Raw genomic sequence first — 18,486 nt, forward strand, 5'->3', positions numbered from 1 at the left:
GGCTAATCCAGCCTTCTAGCTTTCAAACCATCCAGCTCTTCCTGACTGAGTCCCGTCAATTCCAAAATCAAATCATCTGAAAAACTCTTACCCAACATCTGCTGAGCAATCTTGAGTTGGCCATCTAACAAACCTTGTTGTAAGCCTTGTTGCAGACCCTCTTCCTTTCCACGCTTTCTACCTAGTAAGAAAGAAGTTTCCAGCTCACCAAAATGATTGGCAGCACTGTAGGCCAGTTGATCAATCATCGGCTATCACCTTCCGAATCCTCCCGTCCAGCTTTCAAACCATCCAGCTCTTCCTGACTAAGACCTGTCAATCTCACTATCATATCGACAGCGAAACCCTCGGCCAACATCTGCTGAGCAATCTTGAGTTGACCATCTAACAAACCTTGTTGTAGACCCTGTTGTAGACCTTCTTCTTTACCACGCTTTCTACCTAGTAAGAAAGAAGTTTCCAGCTCACCAAAATGATTGGCGGCACTGTAGGCCAGTTGATCAATCATCTTCCTCTCCTCCTCTGTCCATGTATTTCTATCCAGCAAATGCTCGGCTTTGCTGATGACGTCTGTCTGTTGTTGACTAAATTCTCGATTGGCAAAAAATTCCATCCATAAGCGCTGGTTTCGCCCCAAACTTCCCTCGCTCAGCTTGTTCAACTCAATAATGACCATCTCAAATGGCTTTTTCAGCTGACCTTCTTTTCCAAAAGGTAATTCCAAGACCTGTCCGTTTTCCTCGGCTGTCAGGACAAAGGAATGAATTGGATGCTTGTCGTCAAAATACCGGCTGGCCACTAAGGCGATGGAATAAATAGGCGAAATCTTATCATACATATCATGGGTCCGTTTGACCTTGTCCCTGACATTAGGCAAGTCCTTGACCAAATGTTGGCAAGAGTAGGTCCAGAGTCGTTTGATAAAACTATGCTGGTGAACCACCTGGATTTCAATGATAACCTGAGTCCCATCATCCAGTCTGGCTAGAATGTCCACCGTTGTACTAAAGTAGCCCTCCCGCTCTTTCTTGACATCGGCAAGGGTCCCATTCAAAATCTGGACGGCTTTGGGACGAAAACCTAAAAACGTTTCAATAAAATCAATGGTAATCTCATGGTCGCTGAAAATCTTCTTAGCAGCAATATCTGCCATTGGGTTAATGCTATGTCGAAATCTTGTCAATTTTTTCCTCCGATAAATAGAATTGAGAATCATCTCTATACTATCTATTCGAAGTTCCTAGTAATATTATAGCACTTGGGAGAACATTTTTCAAAAGCAAAAGGAAGAAAAATTCTTCATATGAAAAAGCAGAGCTGGTAGTCATTCAACTCTGCTTCTTATTGTCTCAAGCTACTAAGCCAGATGAGAATGTGTGATTAGACAGTTAGGAATAAGATGGATAAACTGTCTGCCATTCATCCTACTTCAACTTTTCCAGAAAGGCTGTTAGCTCTGCCTGGGCTTCTGGTGTGGTGCCGACTAGCTGACCAAGCATGGTTTCCAGCTGGGCTGTAGTTTCTGCAATTTCCTTATCAGTCTGGGCAAGCTTGTCCGCAAGTTCTGTCAGTGGAACGACAGGCTCTTCCTCAAAGGTATCGACATAGCGAGGAATGTTGAGGTTGTAGTCGTTTTCAACAATCTCTTCAAAGCTGGCTAGGTGGGCAAACTTATCCACATCTTGACGGTCTTCATAAGCTTTCAAAATCTTAGCGATATGGTCATCGGTCATGATATTTTGGTTTTTGCCCTTGTCAAACTCTTTTGAGGCATCAATAAAGAGAACATCTTTACTGGTACGGTTTTTCTTGAGAATGATGACCGTTGTTGGAATAGAGGTATTATAGAAGATGTTGGCTGGCAGACCAATCACGGTGTCAATGGCTCCTTCTTCTAGGAGATGCTGACGAATTTTCTGCTCTGCATTTCCCCTAAAGAGAACCCCGTGAGGAAGGACAATAGCCATAACACCCGAATGCTTGAGATGGTAGAAACCATGCAAGAGAAAGGCGAAGTCAGCCTTGGACTTAGGTGCTAAGACGCCGTAGCTTGAGAAACGTGCATCTTGCAAGAAACCTGCATCCCCACTCCACTTCTGAGAATAAGGTGGGTTCATAAGCACACCGTCAAAGTCCGTCGGCTCGGTCGTTGGCCAGTCCGCATCAAGAGTATCACCGACATGAAGTTTTTGGTTTTCGATGGCAACCCCGTGGAGCATCATGTTCATGCGGGCCAGGTTGTAGGTCGAGGTGTTAATCTCCTGACCGAAGTAGGAAACGGTCGAAGCCTCTTTACTGTAACGCTTGGCGTTAAGAAGGAGAGAGCCTGACCCCATGGTAGGGTCATAGAGGGTCATGCCCTTTTGATGCTCACGTCCGAGGAAGACGATCTGAGTCATGAGATGGGATACCGCTTGAGGCGTGTAGAACTCGCCTGCTTTCTTACCAGAATCGCTGGCAAACTGACCAATCAGGTACTCATAAGCATCCCCCAAGACATCTCCATCATGGTTGCTGAGGTTGAGTTCATGGAGTTCTTTGATCAGGGCTGAAATAACCTGATTCTGCTTTTGCGGTGTTGGGCCCAACTTTTTAGAATAAAGGTCAATGTCTTCAAAAAGGTTTTCAAAAATCTCATTTGACTGCTCAATGTCACGGAAGCCCTGTGCTAAATCTTCCAGCTGGAAGTTGCTAGTGTGGACTTTTACGACCAAGGCCGTAAAGGTCAAACCAGGCTCGATAAAGTAACCCAGCTCATCATCAAGGACATCCAGCAAGTCTTCCTTGACATCTGGATCCGCAAAGTTTTCTTCATAGAGTGCCTGAGCCTGTGACAAACTGTCAAAGGATTCATCGAGGTTGTCACACACTGCCAGAAGCAACTTGTCTGACAGGTATTTGTAGAAAATCAAGCCTAAAAGATAGGACTTGTATTCGTTAGCGTCCATCTTGCCACGGAGAATATCCGCCGCATTCCACAGGGACTGGTAAAGGGATTGTGAGTTGTTTGAATTGTTCATGTCTGTGATTCTTTCTAAATATATGGTATAATAGAGAGGTAGAGAAATATGACGGTGGTTCCAACTTTCTAACTGGAGGTGGTGCTTATGGAAATAAGTTCGAAATCTTACAGAAAGGGGGAACAAATGTCTCTAACTGATGTTTTGATGGTAATGATTGCCTTCGGTGGATTTATCTTAAATCTCATCAATTTAGTCATTATTATCTATAAAACATTCGCAGACAAAAAATAAAACCGTCAATATTTTGGGACACTGACGATTTTATTTTAATATAAAACAAACATTGTGAACCACCGAAATGGCTCTACTAGGAGTTGGATTGCCGTCCAACTCTTTTTCTATGCTTATTTTAACAAAATATCGTCAGTTTATCAAGATTTTTATATTGGATAACTTAGGAGCATTTGAGGCATAGCAGAGCTATACAAATAATTTACGGAGTAAGGTCTTTTTCATCTCCTTCAAGCTAGCCAGCTTGTCCTCCACCTGTGCAATCTCTTGGTCGAGGGTTTGGAAGAAGCTCCCGATAGCTTCTTGTTCGGGAAGGGTGGGGAGGAAGATCGGAATAGTCGATAGTGAAGTCGAACTAATGTGTCTCACAGTCGTTCCTGTTACTAATGGTAAAATATACCGATAGTTAGCATTGACCTGATAAGATAAAAATATTGATGAGTTATCTTTTATATTTGCTATTAATATATCTCCTCCAGCTCTCACACCCTCAATAGAAATAGAGGACGTTCTAGCTAACCCTTGAGGAGTAACATCAGACATTGGAAAAAGTAATGAATTTAATGGAATTTCTTTTCCTTCTACTGACTCCGAAGAATGAAAAATTTCTGTAATTACTTCTTTATATCTATATAAATCAGCATAGTGTATCACTTTTCCTCCCCTAACTTCTATATTTAAATCAGATTTAGATAATCCTGAACCTTTTTCCCAAACAACAATTTCCCCCAACTTCACTTCTTCCCAGTCGTCTTCAAAGCCTTGAAAGCGGAGGGCTGGTTTGGTTTGTCCCTTGGCTGGAAAGAGGAGTTTGAGATAGGTCTTCTTCTGCTCCTTGAGCGTGTCCAACTTACGCTGATGAAGGGTGATTTGACGGTCAAGGGTGGAGAAGAAGGTGCCAATGGCTTTTTGTTCAGTCTTCTGTATCGGTAAATCTATTGGGGTATTTTTACCTGTATTTATTGTAAATGTTCCTACAGTTCCTATCCCAGCCGATTCTTTTATAAATGTCTGTATATGATTGCCAATGAATGAATAGTAGAAAAATTTACCATCAATATGATTTTCATTCTTAAACCAAATAATATTCCCATCCTTAAAATAAATCGGTTCATTCCTTTCAATAAGCATAGGAACACCAATTGTGCCTACTCCAGTAACAAGTAAATCACCTTTAGTGACCTTACCTGAAATTGCTGTATATTCATCATATTTTTTTTGTGATATAAATAAGGGCTCGGTGACTAACTCATTTTTTGATTCTGCAACTATATCTCTTGCCCGTAAAAATCTAACTCCGAAATCTGTCCAATCAGATTGATGAATACGTTTTACCGAGGTAACTTCCATTACCTCCCCCAACTTCCGCAGTTCCCAAGAGTCAGTGTGGCCTTGAAAACGATAGGCTGGTATATTATTGTTTGTTTTCATTTAATCTCCTCTCAAATGTAACATTAGGACAATCTTCAATTTCTATACGGATATCCTCTTCCTCTAAATTTGTAAACAAAGTTAAGCTATCAAGGCCAAACTCTTTCGTAATTGGTATTATTTTCACATTTTTCAGATTTATTTTTTCTAACTGTTGGAATTTATCTACATCAAGTTCAAACTTAGTTTCGATTTTTAATGTAGAATCCCATATATCTAACCGATGACAAGATGAGTTTTGAATCAAATCATTGATATTGTCAAGAAGTAATGTAGAGTTAATGATTTGTACCTCACTAGCATGCTTCAATACTGTTTTAAAACTATCGTTTACTAGTAGGGTTGAAAACCAAACTCTATCTTGAACATTTTCGATACAAATTGGAACTGATGGGACTTCGTCCTCGAAATCCAATTTTTCAAAAACCCAATTTAACCACCTTGCTTCTTTTTCACTCCGAACATGAATTCTTCTAATATTTTCTTCGTTCAAATTTCTTCCAGAAATCAAAACCTTTGAGAAAATATCTTCTTTAGGAATGGTTAAGTTAAACAATTCCTCAAAGTATTCAAGGTCTTTATCTGCTATTTGTCCGTCACTTGCAGTAGATGACCGATCAAATAATTCACATGGTTCTTTTTGTAAAATATCAAGAAAGGTCACTAACCTGACTCTCTCTAAAACATCTCGTTCAAACTGTGAATTTAAGATTTTCAGTTTCTCTTCAAAATCATTTTCAAAGTAAAAAAGATAGATTCGTCTTGCACCTAAAAGATACTTTCTAAGAAATGGTAAATCACTTGAAGCGAGAGAATGACCTAATATATATAAATCAAAATCTACTTTATCTTTAAAGGAGTCATTTAACCTATCAAACTCACTAAAAATAAAGCTATCTCGTTTGACACGCACCATCTTATCATTTTTCAATGAACCCTCTACATGTAAGAGCGAGGAGCTTTCATGTCCAACCAAACCGCCACCAAAAATAAGATTCGCTTGATTTAGACTACCATGTAGTTGATAAACTTCAGTAGCTATCTCAACTAGCTTTAGGTCACTAAGAGAATTTGTGTAGTTGAAGTTAATCACATGAGCTTTGTTAAATAAATTTTCATATACAGGATTTAGCTGTAAGTCAGTTGGTAGCGATTGCTTCCAAGAACGATAAACCTGTTGTAAATAGTTATAAAACTCAAGTTCTAAATTTGAAAGATCTTGATTAAGCTTATCCATCTCATTCACTGCTTGAAACTTCTCAAAGTCAGCTGTGTTTATCGAGAATACCTTAGCTTCATACAAGGTCTCAAAGTCAGCCCAATTGAATTTTCTTCCGTCAAACTCTTTAACGAAAAGACTGTTGAAATGGTAATATTCTTCTGGAGTTGATAAGCTGTGTTCCTTAGCCATAAACTCCAGAAAAGAGTTGTAACTACTCTTTATCCCCAAATTCAAGTCAAATCCGTTCCCAACAACAACATATTTCTGTACTTCTTCTGTCATTCCCTTCTCCTTTCTATTTTCATTTTTCTCAAATTCCACATTTTGTTGAAATAGCTCTCAATTATTCAATTCTATTTTGACAAAATACTTATTTTGATAAAATAGACTCATGTTTTTTTCATTCTATTTTGACAAAATGGCTGTTTTGTTAAAATAGAATGCTGATTTTGTGGTATAATAGGGCAAAATGCAGCAAATGAGGTTTTTGATATGAACTATACTGAGTTAAGAAAAATATATTACAGTGATTTTGATAACTATGAAAAAGAGTATCAACATCGTCTGAATGGGTATAGTAGCTTGGTGACACAGCTTTATCCACGCTTGATGAAAAAAGACCAGTTTCATACCTCACGCTATCCTCTGTTTGCGGTCCTGCACTTGGGGATTCAGCTTCTGACCCAAAATATTATTGAAACATCTGATAAAATAAAAACGATTGCCGCCCAGCTACCTGAAGTAGCTCACCAGCAGTTTTACACCGAGCAGATGTATCAGTCCATCATCTCTACCAATGAAATCGAAGGCATTGCGACAACCCGACAGGAACTGAAAGAGGCTGACAGAATGGTCAGTATCAAGGCAAGAGCGGATAAGAAGACCAAACACCTGTCCACCCTACGCATGTACAAGGACATCCTAAACGATGACTTTCTCCATATAGAAAAATTGGAAGATATTCGAGCTATCTATGACCAGCTGACCAGTGGGGAGATTGATGAGAATGACCAATTGGACGGTCGGCTGTTCCGTAAGGAGCAGGTCTTTGTTCGAGATGAGCAGTCTGGAAAGGCTATCCATATTCCCCCAGTGGATGAAGACCATATCGAAGGAATGCTTAGGGATTGGATTGTCTTTATCAATTCTTCACAGGTTCCTTATCTCATCAAGGCTAGTCTGGGTCACTACTTTTTTGAAAATATCCATCCATTTTATGATGGAAATGGTCGCTGCGGTCGCTACATTCTGGCTAAATACCTAGCCAGACGGCTGGATAAATTTTCTGGTCTGGTCGTTTCTCAAAAAATAAATGAGTACAAAAACGACTATTATAAAGCCTTTAAGACTAGTGGGCATTACCTGAACTGTGCTGATGGAACTTTTTTTGTCCACTATATGTTGAAGTGTATCTTGGAAGGTCAGGAAGAAATTCTGCTGACCTTGCAAGAAAAACACTCTGATTTACAAGATTATCAGACTAAATTAGATGAAAACCAAGACCTATCCGATGTGGAAAAATATGTCATCTACCTATTGGCTCAATCAAAACTCTTCGTGAATGAGGATGATGGTCTGGAAGATAGGGAAATTTTAACCATCGCTAGCCAGTCTCAGCACCACTTTTCCCAACGGTCTATCAAGGACAGTATCCTTAAACTAGAGGAAAAAGGTATCTTGCAGGTGATTACTAAAAAACCACTACGGCACATCCTATCCGATAGTTTCTAACTACCTCCCCCTCAATGGCAGGATTTCTTCGGCAATCATGTTCATATAGTCCTCTTTGAGGGCTTTTTTGTATTTGAGCTTGTTGAGGGCTTGGTCGCCCTTGTTTTCCTTGTAGCTGGCATAGTCGTAGGTGTCGACCAAGGCTTTTTCACCGATTTGCTTGTCCTTTCCGACTCGATAATTGTCCACGATAAACTGAAGTTCGTCCTCACCGACACACCAATCTCGTGCTGTGGATACGACTTGCTCACGGATGGTCAGGTCAATCATTTCATCGAGCTTGTGGGCGATGGATTGGCCCTTGTAGTCTTGGGTATTGGTCTGGGCTTCCTGCCAGATTTTAGAAATGAGTTGGGAAAGTTTTGGATTGGTCTTGTCTAAGTCGGCGATGTAGTTGTCCACCAATTTTTTCTCCTTGTCAGGAATGACTTGGTTTTTACTGTCAATCAGGTTTTGGATGAGTGAGATGATATAGTGGTAGTTGATTTCGTCTGTACGGACAGACTCCAGCTCGTACTCGATGTCAAAAGGCGTTTCATCTACTCCCTCGTCTTCCTTTCGCCGTCTGCGGAGTTCTTCGATGACATTTTGGTATTGTCCAGAAAAATTCTCAATGTCCTCAAGACTTAGTCCGATTTCCTTAAGAATATCCTCTTGCTCGTAGTCGGCATAGACCTGCACGGAGGCAAAGAGCTTGTCAAATTCCTGGAAGGCCTTGGCAAAGCGTTTCAACTCGGCATCACTGCTGGCATCTAGGTCTGGTGTCATTTCAGGACTTGGGGCAATGGCCAGCAACTGCTGAACCTTTTCCTTGAACTTGGCTTTTTCTTCCAACCAAGTCGGAGCCAGCACCGCAAACTCACCACCATTTGAATAAAGACTGAGGGCCTCGTCAACCTTTTCCTTGAAGCGTTCCGGAGTCTGGAATGTCACGATTTGTCCAAACTTCTTGCCCTCGTCAAAGAGGCGATTGGTGCGTGAAAAGGCTTGGATGATGTGCTGGGGTTTCATAGGTTGCCTGTCCATGAAAATGGTAGACAAGCACGGAGCATCAAATCCCGTCAGCAAGCGATCCACCACGATAACCAAGTCCAACTGCTCCTCACGGAAGGCATACTTATCTTTTTTCCGTGCCAAGCGTTCGTTGAGGTCGGTATTGTAGGAACCAAGGGTCGCCAGAGTGAAGTGGGTTCCGAACATACTATTGTAGTCTTCCAAACTCTTGCTCATATAATCTTGGTTGGCAAAGGAAGACTCGTCGTTCTCAGTAACTGAATACGTTATAGCAACTTTTGGAAAGTCTGGTAAAACTTTCTTGACAGACTCGGAAATGGTCAGGCTTTTCTGACCTGCCTTGACTTCCTGTATCAAGTCATAGTAGGCTTGGGCACGGGCGATGGACTTGACAGTCAGTAGGCCCTCGTAGGTTTTCCCTACACCGTTTTGGAAACCGAGCTTGCGTTTGGATTTGTTTAAAATAGCATCCAAAACCGTCAGCATGTGCCGTTCATCGTCGTAAAACTCATCCTCGATTTCATCTTCCGCCCAGCCAGGCATGGTGGTCTGGTATTCCACTTGGAACCCAAGGACTGCTCGGTCATGGATGGCTTCTTTAACCGTGTACTCATGAAGACATGGTCCGTATTGTTCTTCTGTCGTCTGGGCCAAATCACCTTTTTGTTCTCGCTTGTTTTCCTTAAAAATAGGGGTTCCTGTAAAGCCATACCAGAGGGAATGAACAAAGAACTGCTCTAAAATTCGTTGGCGTTCTGGCGTGACAGCTCGGTGGCATTCATCCACAACAAAAGCTAGATTGAGATTTTTGACACGTTGGTGGAATTTCTCGTGCTGTCCTTCTTCAAATTGACGCAGGAGGGTATTGAGTTTCTGGATAGTGGTGACAACGACACGACGGTCTTCTGAAGCCAGATTTTTCAACAAGTGCTGGGTGTCGTCCGTCTGGTCAATATCCACCATATCGTTCTCCGCGTAGGACAGAAAGGCAGCGGTGGTCTGCTGGTCAAGATCCGTCCGGTCAATGACAAAAATAGTCTTCTCAATGGACGGGATTTGCAGGAGATTGCGAGCCACCTTGTAGGAAGTCAGGGTCTTACCCGAACCAGTCGTGTGCCAGATATAACCTGACTGACGGAGACGGCTGGCTTCTCTGATGGCTTCGATGGCATGAATTTGATAAGGTCGAAGCAGGATAAGGGCTTTTTTGTCGTCGTCAATAACCGAATATTGCATGACCAACTGATGAGCCATCGGGATGGAAAGAACCTCTCTGGCAAAGTCAAATAGATGAGGTTGGGCTTGGTTCTTCTTATCCACCCACTTGGTCAAAAAACGGTCGTTGAGCTTGGATTCTTTGGCAGCGGCGATATAGCGGGTATCTGTGATATTGGACACTACAAACATCTGCAGGCTCGAAAAGATCCCCTTAAACTGCCCTTCTTGCTCATATTTCCGAATCTGACGAAAGGCATCCATATAGGGATGGGAACGGCTCTTGAGCTCAATCTGAATCATAGGAAGTCCGTTAATCAAGAGGGTCACATCACCCCGTCTTTGTCTAGCAGCATCGCCACCTGTCACAACTTGGTTGACGACTTCATAGCTGGACTTACCACCAGCAACATTGTGCCGCCAGATGACTTCCAATCGGATGGTGCCTAAACTGGCATCTTCCCGCTGGACTTGGACCTTGGCAATGCCATTCTCACCTGCCAGCCACTTGGCTGCTTCGTAGAAATTGACAAAGTTGAGCTGGTTGCGAATTTGGTGCTTTTCTTGGTCTGTCAATGGATGGTCAGCTAAATGGCGGACGTTATTAGCTTCTAGCTTGGCGAAAAAGTTTGCCCAGAGCAGTTCTTCTGTTGTCAATTCAGGACGGTAAACCCATTGGCTTTCTCCACTGGTCAAATGGCGGATGAGTTCATCTTCCATCTGTACTTCATTGGCTGGCTTTTTAGTCTGATAAACAGCTTGCGGCTCGACCAATTCACGCTGACCAGGTAACAAGCGTAAGCTAACTTGAAAATCTTTCAAATCCTCTTCATTGACCTTTTGCAAGAGTCTGTGGAGATGCTTGCGAAAACCAATTAACTGCCCTTGGGCATCTGCTAATTTCTGCTCTGCTTGAGCATAGTGGTCAGGCTTACGTTTGATGTCCAGATAGCCTTTGAGAATATCCGTCAAGCGAGCCTGTTCTACTTGGTAAACAGCTTCTAACTCAAGGGCATTGTCTTGTCTTTCTAGCTTTTCAAGCAAGCCTGTTTGGTATTCTTCAATCGCCTTGACTTCTTCCAGCAATTCTGGTGCATAGACTGGTATGTCTAGCATGAGTTGTTTCCAAGTCATCTAGACACCTGCCTTTCGACAACGCAAAAAGCCTGCCAAGACTGGCAGGTTTCGTTTACTATAGAATTGAGCAAGTGTTTTAGATTGCTTTGATATATATATATATATGCAAATCTATTTAGAAGTTTCATATCTCTCTCCTAAAATACAAATAGGTATTACAAAAACTATTTTACCACACTAGGTCCCAAATTTACACAAACTATACATGCTATTTATATAAATTATACAAATAAAATCAGCGATAGAAAACCGCTGATTGACCCACATATAACTATTTCTATTACCCTTTTACAGCAAAGTAATGACCACTTGGGCTAGCAAAGTTAAAGTTAGGGAAAGGTTCCGCATTGACTGGACTGCAGGTATCCGTCAAACCAGCGATGCGTTCTTGAAGACCTTCAATATCGTCTGTTTCAAACAAGATACTTGGCTTCATATCGATCACTTCTGGTGATACTTGGCGAATAAACTCATTTGCATAAACTGTGATAGTCGTTGTAGCTTCAGGATGTGACTTCATGTCAAATGTTTCATACCCCATCATCTCAGCTTCATTGAAAATAGTAAAACCAGCAGCTGTCCAGAACTCCTTCTCAGCAGCAACATCATCCACATAAAACATCAATCCAAATTCTTTGGTAAACATGATTTCTCCTTCTATACTTAGTAGGTAACCTTGCCTTATTTACTTTGTTCTACCTTATCAGCATTCTCTATGCTCGGTAGAACAGGTATTTCTGATAATTCTTTTTTCAAACTCTTGATTTCGCCCTTCAAAGACAAATGTTTGGTCAAGCCAAGTAGGTACTGAATAGCCATACCCAGCAAGAGTGAGCCAATCATGACCAAAATCAAGGGCATTCTAAATTGTCCCAATAGATAATTGACAACCACCTCTTGACGATTAGCCAAAGAAAGAACCACCGTCAAAATAATGACAATCACTAACCCAATAAGCAATAATTTTCTTTTCATTCCAACTCCTTCTCTTTCTATGACAGTCTAGCATAAGAAGACAAACATAGCAAGGGAGAGGGCTTATTTAAAAATACCACTCTGGACAAATTGATTGCCAGTGGTTCCTATCTCCAACCTAAAATGAGGCGTCAGCCTCGGGGGGACAAACTAGCAACGTACATTGCTGGTTTTCCTATCTCCAACCTAAAAAGGTCCAAAAAATGGATAAAAGGAAAGACCGTCTGCCGACGGTCCCTATTTCCGACCTAAAACAACCCGTCAGGGTTGGGGGACAAAGAAAAAGCCTCGAAAGACTTTTTCTTTTCCTATTTCCAACCTAACCTTCGCTATTTCATTTCTCGGCTCAGGCTGAAACAGTTCCCCAAACTGTTTCACTACCCCGGACATTGATATAAAGAAAACTGCCTGCCGGCGTTTCCTATTTCCAACTTAAAAACGAGGCGTCAGCCTCGGGGGACAAACTAGCAACATGGGTTGCTAGTTTTCCTATTTCCCGATTAAAACAGCCTATCCGTATATAAAGAAAAACGCCTGCCGGCGTTTCCTATTTCCAACTTAAAACGTGGGGTAACCCACGTTTTAACCACCCAGATATGCTTTTTTGACTTCTTCTGATGCGAGGAGTTCTTTTCCTGTTCCTGAGAGGACGACTTTTCCTGTTTCGAGGACGTAGCCGCGGTCTGCGATGGCAAGGGCTTTGTTGGCATTTTGCTCAATCAAGAGAACGGTTGTTCCTTGTTTTTGGATATCTTGGATGATATCAAAAATTTCTTGAATGAAGATTGGGGCCAAGCCCATGGAAGGCTCATCAAGCAACAAGAGTTTTGGTTGGCTCATAAGAGCACGTCCCATAGCCAACATCTGCTGCTCACCACCTGAAAGGGTTGCCGCATCTTGGTTCTTACGCTCTTCCAAACGTGGGAAGCGTGCGAAGATTTTCTTCAAGTTAGCTTGGTTTTCCTCACGATTGTTGCGAAGGAAAGCACCCATTTCTAAGTTTTCCATAACAGTCAAGCCTGCAAAGACATGTCGACCTTCTGGAACTTGTGACAAACCGTCCGCAACGATTTTACGAGCAGGAACTTTTTGAATTTCATTTCCAAGGAAAGAAATCGTTCCAGCAGATGGACGAACAAGTCCTGAAATGGTACGAAGGATAGAGGTTTTACCAGCACCATTGGCACCGATCAAGGTTACAACTTCCCCCTCGTTGACCTCAAAGCTGACATCTTTAACAGCTTCGATAACGCCATAGTTGACGGAAAGATTTTTAACTTCTAACATTGCCATTATGCTTCACCTCCAAGGTAGGCTTCAATTACACGCTTATTATTACGGATTTCTTCAGGAGTACCATGGGCAATCAAACGACCGTATTCCAATACATAAATACGTTCCGTTACTTCCATAACCAAGCTCATATCGTGCTCAATCAAGATGATAGTGATACCAAATTCTTCCTTAATTTTACGGATGAGTTGGGTCAATTCTGCCGTTTCCTGTGGGTTCATACCAGCCGCTGGCTCATCCAAGAAAAGAATTTTTGGCTCGGTCGCAAGGGCACGAACGATTTCCAAACGACGTTGTTGACCGTAAGGAAGGTTCTTAGCCAGCGTATCCGCATCCCCATCCAAATCAAAAATTTTCAAGAGTTCAATGGCTTTATTTTTCAACTCTTCTTCATTCTTATAGAAAGCAGGCAAACGAAGAAAACTTGCCAAGACTTCTGCTTTACCATGATTACCAAGACCAATCAAGACATTTTCCAAAACTGTCATATTTTTGAACAAACGGATGTTTTGGAAGGTACGACCAAGACCAAGAGAGGCAATCTTAGAAGGTGCCTTACCATTCAAGATAGTACCTGCAAGGGAGATTGTTCCCTCACTTGGCTCATAAACACCTGTCAAGAGGTTGAAAAGGGTTGTCTTACCAGCACCGTTAGGACCGATAAGACCGACCAATTCACCCTCATGAAGTTCCATGGTCACATCACCAACGGCAGTCAAACCACCGAAGTTCTTGGTTAAATTTTTTACTTCAAGTAATGCCATTACTTAACCTCCTTCTTCTTGAGCAAGGCTGCCACGCTAAATTCCTTAGTTCCCAACAAGCCACCTGGACGGAAAATCATCAAAAGGATAAGGGCCAATGAATAGATAATCATGGCAATGTCTGAATAGCTCTTGAGGAATACGTTCAAGATACCAAGCACAATCGCTGCTACAAAGGTACCTGTGATAGAACCCAAACCACCCAATACGATGATAATCAAGACGTTTACAGAGGTCATGAAGGCAAAGTCTTTGGGAACGATTGTTCCAACATAACCTGCATGAAGACCACCTGCAATAGCTGCTGTCATGGCACCAAATACAAAGGCTGAAACCTTCACAAATGTTGGGTTGACACCAACGGATTCTGCCGCAATCTCATCTTCACGAACAGAAATGGTTGCACGCCCCATTGGACTACGCAAAAAGTTTACCGTTACAAGAGTTGTGATAATCACAAAAATGTAAACCAAAGGCCAGCTAGTAAAGAGTGGGATGGACATGATACCAGCTGCACCGTTTGTGACTGTACCACCATTGATAATCAAGATACGGATAATTTCCGCAACACCAAGGGTCGCAATAGCCAGGTAGTCCCCTTTCAAACGAAGGGTTGGAAGACCAACCAAGAGGGCAACTGCACCTGCAAGCAACATACCTACAATCAAGGCAATGGCAAATCCACCGTAAGAAGGCATCATCTTACCAAGAATACCGACTGAGTAGGCACCGATGGCCATAAAACCAGCATGACCAAGAGAGAACTGACCTGAGAAACCAACAATAAGGTTGAGACCCACGGCCAAAATAATTTGAATTCCGATTTGTTGGACAATCTGGATGTAATAGAAGTTGAGAACACCAGCTGCTACTAGACCTTGAATAAGACCAAAACCAGCCAATAAGATAGCCAACCAGATTGCATTCACTTTGAGATTTTGCTTCATGGTTACACCTTCTCTTTCACGTTCTTACCAAGGATACCGCTTGGACGCACCAAGAGGATGACAATCAATACTGTATACACAATAGCATCACGGAAGGTATCCAAACCAATCACATAAGTAAATGTTTCAATAATACCGATGACGAAACCACCTAGAGCAGCACCAGGAATAATACCGATACCACCAAGAACGGCTGCTACAAAGGCCTTCAAACCAGGAGTCATACCCATCAAAGGCTCGATTTGGTTGTAGTAAAGACCAAGGAGAACACCCGCAGCACCAGCAAGGGCTGAACCTAGGGCAAAGGTGAAGCTGATGGTACGGTTTACGTTAATCCCCATCAACTGAGCTGCATCGCTGTCTACAGAAACGGCACGCATGGCTTTACCCATCTTGGTACGTTTTACGATCAACTGCAGAGCGACCATCAAGGCAAGGGATACACCTAAGATAATCAACTGGATATTGGTGACGGAAACTGGACCAAGATTAAAGGTCACAGCCTCAATCGCTTGAGGAAAGGCTTTAACATCCGCTGTAAACAATTTAATCATACTGTATTCCAAGAAGAAGGAAACACCGATAGCTGTAATCAAGGCTGCGATACGGGTTGAATTCCGCAAAGGACGATAGGCCAAGAATTCAATAACGACACCAAGAATAGCGGTTCCAGCCATTGCTAAGATAAGGGCAACAAAAAAACGAAGGCTGCCATCAGCAATAAAGGTTAAGTTGTTCAATAGGAAATAGCCCATAAAAGCACCCATCATGTAAAGGTCCCCGTGGGCAAAGTTAATCAGTCTGATAATTCCGTACACCATGGTATAGCCGAGGGCCAAAAGGGCATAAACAGAACCAAGAATCAAACCATTGACAAGTTGTTGAAGCATAGGTTCACCAATCTTTCTAAATATTTTCAAGCTCAATAAGCATTGTTACATTATACAAAATTTTCTGAAAATAAGCAAGTTTTATAGAATTTTTTAATCTTTTAAGAAAATCTAGTTATTTCAAGGGAAAAAGAGGGAAGTCCCCCTCTTTTTTCACTTATTATTCTGCAGAAACTGTATCAACTGATGATTGCTCACCGTTAGTCAAACCAACAACATAAACGGATTTCACAACGTTGTGCTCTGCATCAACTGACATAGTACCTGTCACACCTTCGAAATCTTTCAAAGCTGCAAGGTTGTCTTTAAGAGCTTTTGAATCTGCTGCGCCTTCTGCTGCTTTCGCTGCCATGTAAACTGCATCATAAGCAAGGGCTGCAAACATGTTTGGCTCTTCGTTGTATTCTTTCTTATAAGCTTCGCTGAAGGCTTTCGCTTTATCGCTAGCTGATGTTACATAACCTGAAAGGTAATAAACGTTTGTTGCTGCTGAAGCAGTTGCCAATTCAGTAAATTGTGGTGAGTCGAAACCGTCAGAACCAAGAACTGGTTGGTTGATACCAAGACCACGCGCTTGTTTCACGATTGTACCAGTTTCGTTGTAGTAACCTGGCATGATGATGGCATCAAACTCAGCATCTTTCAACTTAGTCAAGGCAGCTTGGAAGTCTTTGTCACCTGAAGCGAAAGTAATTTCAGAAACAATTTCACCTGTGTAAGTTTTCTTGAAGGCTTCTGCTACACCCTTACCGTAGTCAGAAGAGTTGTCATAGTAAAGAACAACTTTCTTAGCTGACAAGTTTTCTGTCGCATACTTAGCCATTACTTGACCTTGGTAGCCGTCTGTAAAGGTCGCACGGAAGAAGTAGTCTTGAACTTCGCCTTTGTCATTAACAACCAAGTTGGTTTGTGTACCAGAAGGTGTAATCATTGGAACACCAGCTGATGTCAAAGCAGGAATAGAAGCTGCTGCCGCACCAGAAGTTGCAGGACCAACAACTACGTTCACGCCTTCACTTGCCAAGCTTGTCGCAACTGTTGCTGCTTCGGCAGTTTCTGATTTGTTGTCTTTAGTAACAACTTCGATTTTCTTACCACCGATACCACCAGCTGCGTTAATTTCTTTGACAGCGAGGTTAGCACCTTTTTCTTCAGTCTGACCATAAGATGATACAGCACCAGACAACTCCAAGTTGTAACCAATCTTGAAGGTATCACCGATAGCAGCACCTTGTGCTGAGCTGTTTGTAGATGAAACGGTACCACAAGCAGCAAGTAGAGCTGCAGAGGCGAAGGTAGCAAGTGCTACTGCAAATTTTCTTTTTTTCATGAAAACTCCTTAAATCTTTCTTAAATTTTACGATGTATCTAATATACTGAATTATCTGAAAATTGTCAACAAAAAAGAAAAAAATTTTTAAAAAAGTAAAAACAGGCCATCAAGCCTGTTCATTTCACTATTGAATCAAGTTGGTTTCTTCTTCTCTCCACAAACTACCAACAAAATTCTGGTCTAACTCTTTTATATAGGACGGAAGAACCTTCTTAACAAATTTTTCCTTCTTCAACTTTTGCATGGTTGCCTCTGCCTTTTCCTGATCCATATAGACCAGAACATAACGGAGTTTCCTTGAGTGATAATGAATATCTCCGTACTGGTTCAACTTCCTAGCATCACGGTTGTAATGTAAATAAACAGTTAGGCAGGTGCGCTCTCTCTTCTCAAACATGGTTTCTCCTCTAAGAACCTGTAATCACAAGCACTTCCACTTGTGATTACAGGTTCTAAAACTTCTCTTGTTTTATTATACCTTTTTCAGAGGAAAATGAAAAGTTTCAACGTGGCAGAGAAACAGAAAAGGAGGCAGTCCCCCCTCATCCGCTTATTTTGCTTTGGTATTGTCCATGATTTGATCAATGAAGCCGTAAGCTAGTGTTTCTTCTGCTGTCATCCAATAATCACGCTCGGCATCCTTGTGGATTTGTTTCACTGTTTTACCTGAATTATCAGCCAAGATTTTTTCCAATTTGTTACGGGTTTTGAGCAAGTGCTCAGCAGCAATAGCCATATCTGTTTGTTGCGTACCACCACCAGTTCCGCCCATCGGCTGGTGAATCATGTATTCGGCATTTGGCAACATGAACCGTTTGCCTTTGGCACCGCTTGAGGCAATAATGGTTCCCATGCTAGCTGCTGTTCCCATAACGATGGTTTGCACATCAGCCTTGATAAAGTTCATGGTGTCCACAATAGCAAGACCTGCTGATACAGATCCACCTGGTGTATTGACATAGAGATAGATATCCTTCGTTGGATCTTGGGCATCAAGGAAAAGCAACTGGGCAATGATAGAGTTTGCCATATTGTCCTCAACTGGTCCTGTCAACATGATAATACGGTCTTTGAGCAAACGTGAGTAAATATCATACGAACGCTCTCCACGACTAGTTTGTTCAATAACTACTGGAATCATACGAATCCTCCTTTATTTCAATAACAAGTATGAACCCATTATATAGAATTAGTCAAAATTGGTCAAATAAAAACCACGATTTTCACAGTTGAAAAAAGGGAGTGGGAAAGAACTGGACTAAGTCAAAAAGAGTTCTTCA

At 41.8% G+C, this 18,486-nt stretch carries 17 protein-coding genes; 2 read left to right on the forward strand and 15 right to left on the reverse strand.

Going from position 1 to position 18,486, the window contains the following annotated elements; genetic code table 11:
- Nucleotides 1-2: 2 nt before the first annotated feature.
- From C1E58_RS07110 to C1E58_RS07120, 3 genes are all read right to left on the reverse strand, one after another.
- Nucleotides 3-248, reverse strand: a complete 246-nt coding sequence (locus C1E58_RS07110; RefSeq protein ID WP_105209876.1) for a transposase — start codon at nucleotides 246-248, stop codon at nucleotides 3-5.
- Complete coding sequence (locus C1E58_RS07115; RefSeq protein WP_161951288.1) at nucleotides 245-1,183, reverse strand: Rpn family recombination-promoting nuclease/putative transposase; 939 nt, start codon at nucleotides 1,181-1,183, stop codon at nucleotides 245-247. Before C1E58_RS07115 ends, C1E58_RS07110 begins: the two co-directional genes overlap by 4 nt.
- A gap of 241 nt (nucleotides 1,184-1,424) precedes the next feature.
- Entirely contained in the window at nucleotides 1,425-3,020 is a 1,596-nt protein-coding gene (locus C1E58_RS07120) for a type I restriction-modification system subunit M (RefSeq protein ID WP_105209878.1), read from the reverse strand.
- Nucleotides 3,021-3,146: 126 nt separating this feature from the next.
- Between C1E58_RS07120 and C1E58_RS07125 the strand changes: the two genes are divergently transcribed.
- Nucleotides 3,147-3,254 carry a putative holin-like toxin gene (locus tag C1E58_RS07125; protein ID WP_044774273.1) on the forward strand — a complete coding sequence of 36 codons (108 nt, stop codon included), beginning with the start codon at nucleotides 3,147-3,149 and terminating at the stop codon, nucleotides 3,252-3,254.
- A 189-nt stretch (nucleotides 3,255-3,443) separates the two neighbouring features.
- On the opposite strand, the gene C1E58_RS07130 is transcribed toward C1E58_RS07125, so the two are convergent.
- A complete protein-coding gene (locus C1E58_RS07130) occupies nucleotides 3,444-4,685 on the reverse strand; it encodes a restriction endonuclease subunit S (RefSeq protein WP_105209879.1) in 1,242 nt (413 codons plus the stop codon).
- A complete protein-coding gene (locus C1E58_RS07135; protein ID WP_105209880.1) occupies nucleotides 4,669-6,189 on the reverse strand; it encodes an AbiH family protein in 1,521 nt (506 codons plus the stop codon). Before C1E58_RS07135 ends, C1E58_RS07130 begins: the two co-directional genes overlap by 17 nt.
- A gap of 210 nt (nucleotides 6,190-6,399) precedes the next feature.
- Here C1E58_RS07135 and C1E58_RS07140 point away from each other — a divergent pair, with 210 nt between their 5' ends.
- Nucleotides 6,400-7,638, forward strand: a complete 1,239-nt coding sequence (locus C1E58_RS07140) for a Fic family protein (protein WP_105209881.1) — start codon at nucleotides 6,400-6,402, stop codon at nucleotides 7,636-7,638.
- On the opposite strand, the gene C1E58_RS07145 is transcribed toward C1E58_RS07140, so the two are convergent.
- The 10 genes from C1E58_RS07145 to C1E58_RS07190 all read right to left on the reverse strand — a co-directional run bounded on the left by C1E58_RS07145 (nucleotide 7,639) and on the right by C1E58_RS07190 (nucleotide 18,347).
- Nucleotides 7,639-10,587, reverse strand: a complete 2,949-nt coding sequence (locus tag C1E58_RS07145) for a type I restriction endonuclease subunit R (RefSeq protein WP_193441740.1) — start codon at nucleotides 10,585-10,587, stop codon at nucleotides 7,639-7,641. It abuts the gene before it with no gap.
- 697 nt (nucleotides 10,588-11,284) lie between these two features.
- Complete coding sequence (locus C1E58_RS07150; protein WP_105209883.1) at nucleotides 11,285-11,650, reverse strand: glyoxalase; 366 nt, start codon at nucleotides 11,648-11,650, stop codon at nucleotides 11,285-11,287.
- A 35-nt stretch (nucleotides 11,651-11,685) separates the two neighbouring features.
- A complete protein-coding gene (locus tag C1E58_RS07155) occupies nucleotides 11,686-11,979 on the reverse strand; it encodes a LapA family protein (RefSeq protein ID WP_105209884.1) in 294 nt (97 codons plus the stop codon).
- Nucleotides 11,980-12,561: 582 nt separating this feature from the next.
- Entirely contained in the window at nucleotides 12,562-13,272 is a 711-nt protein-coding gene (locus tag C1E58_RS07160) for an ABC transporter ATP-binding protein (protein WP_002937288.1), read from the reverse strand.
- On the reverse strand, nucleotides 13,272-14,036 hold the full coding sequence (locus C1E58_RS07165; RefSeq protein WP_105209885.1) for an ABC transporter ATP-binding protein: 765 nt from the start codon (nucleotides 14,034-14,036) through the stop codon (nucleotides 13,272-13,274). The genes C1E58_RS07160 and C1E58_RS07165 overlap by 1 nt, the downstream gene beginning before the upstream one ends.
- Nucleotides 14,036-14,983 carry a branched-chain amino acid ABC transporter permease gene (locus C1E58_RS07170; RefSeq protein ID WP_105113500.1) on the reverse strand — a complete coding sequence of 316 codons (948 nt, stop codon included), beginning with the start codon at nucleotides 14,981-14,983 and terminating at the stop codon, nucleotides 14,036-14,038. Before C1E58_RS07170 ends, C1E58_RS07165 begins: the two co-directional genes overlap by 1 nt.
- 2 nt (nucleotides 14,984-14,985) lie before the next feature.
- Complete coding sequence (locus tag C1E58_RS07175; protein ID WP_105113501.1) at nucleotides 14,986-15,873, reverse strand: branched-chain amino acid ABC transporter permease; 888 nt, start codon at nucleotides 15,871-15,873, stop codon at nucleotides 14,986-14,988.
- A 160-nt stretch (nucleotides 15,874-16,033) separates the two neighbouring features.
- Complete coding sequence (locus C1E58_RS07180; protein WP_105209886.1) at nucleotides 16,034-17,203, reverse strand: ABC transporter substrate-binding protein; 1,170 nt, start codon at nucleotides 17,201-17,203, stop codon at nucleotides 16,034-16,036.
- A gap of 127 nt (nucleotides 17,204-17,330) precedes the next feature.
- Nucleotides 17,331-17,603, reverse strand: coding sequence for a DUF2129 domain-containing protein (locus C1E58_RS07185; protein ID WP_105209887.1), 273 nt, complete (start codon nucleotides 17,601-17,603; stop codon nucleotides 17,331-17,333).
- A gap of 153 nt (nucleotides 17,604-17,756) precedes the next feature.
- Complete coding sequence (locus tag C1E58_RS07190; protein ID WP_074389118.1) at nucleotides 17,757-18,347, reverse strand: ATP-dependent Clp protease proteolytic subunit; 591 nt, start codon at nucleotides 18,345-18,347, stop codon at nucleotides 17,757-17,759.
- Between the last annotated feature and the right edge of the window lie 139 nt (nucleotides 18,348-18,486).

Source organism: Streptococcus suis (genome assembly GCF_002964575.1).
GTDB classification, from domain to species: domain Bacteria; phylum Bacillota; class Bacilli; order Lactobacillales; family Streptococcaceae; genus Streptococcus; species Streptococcus suis_R.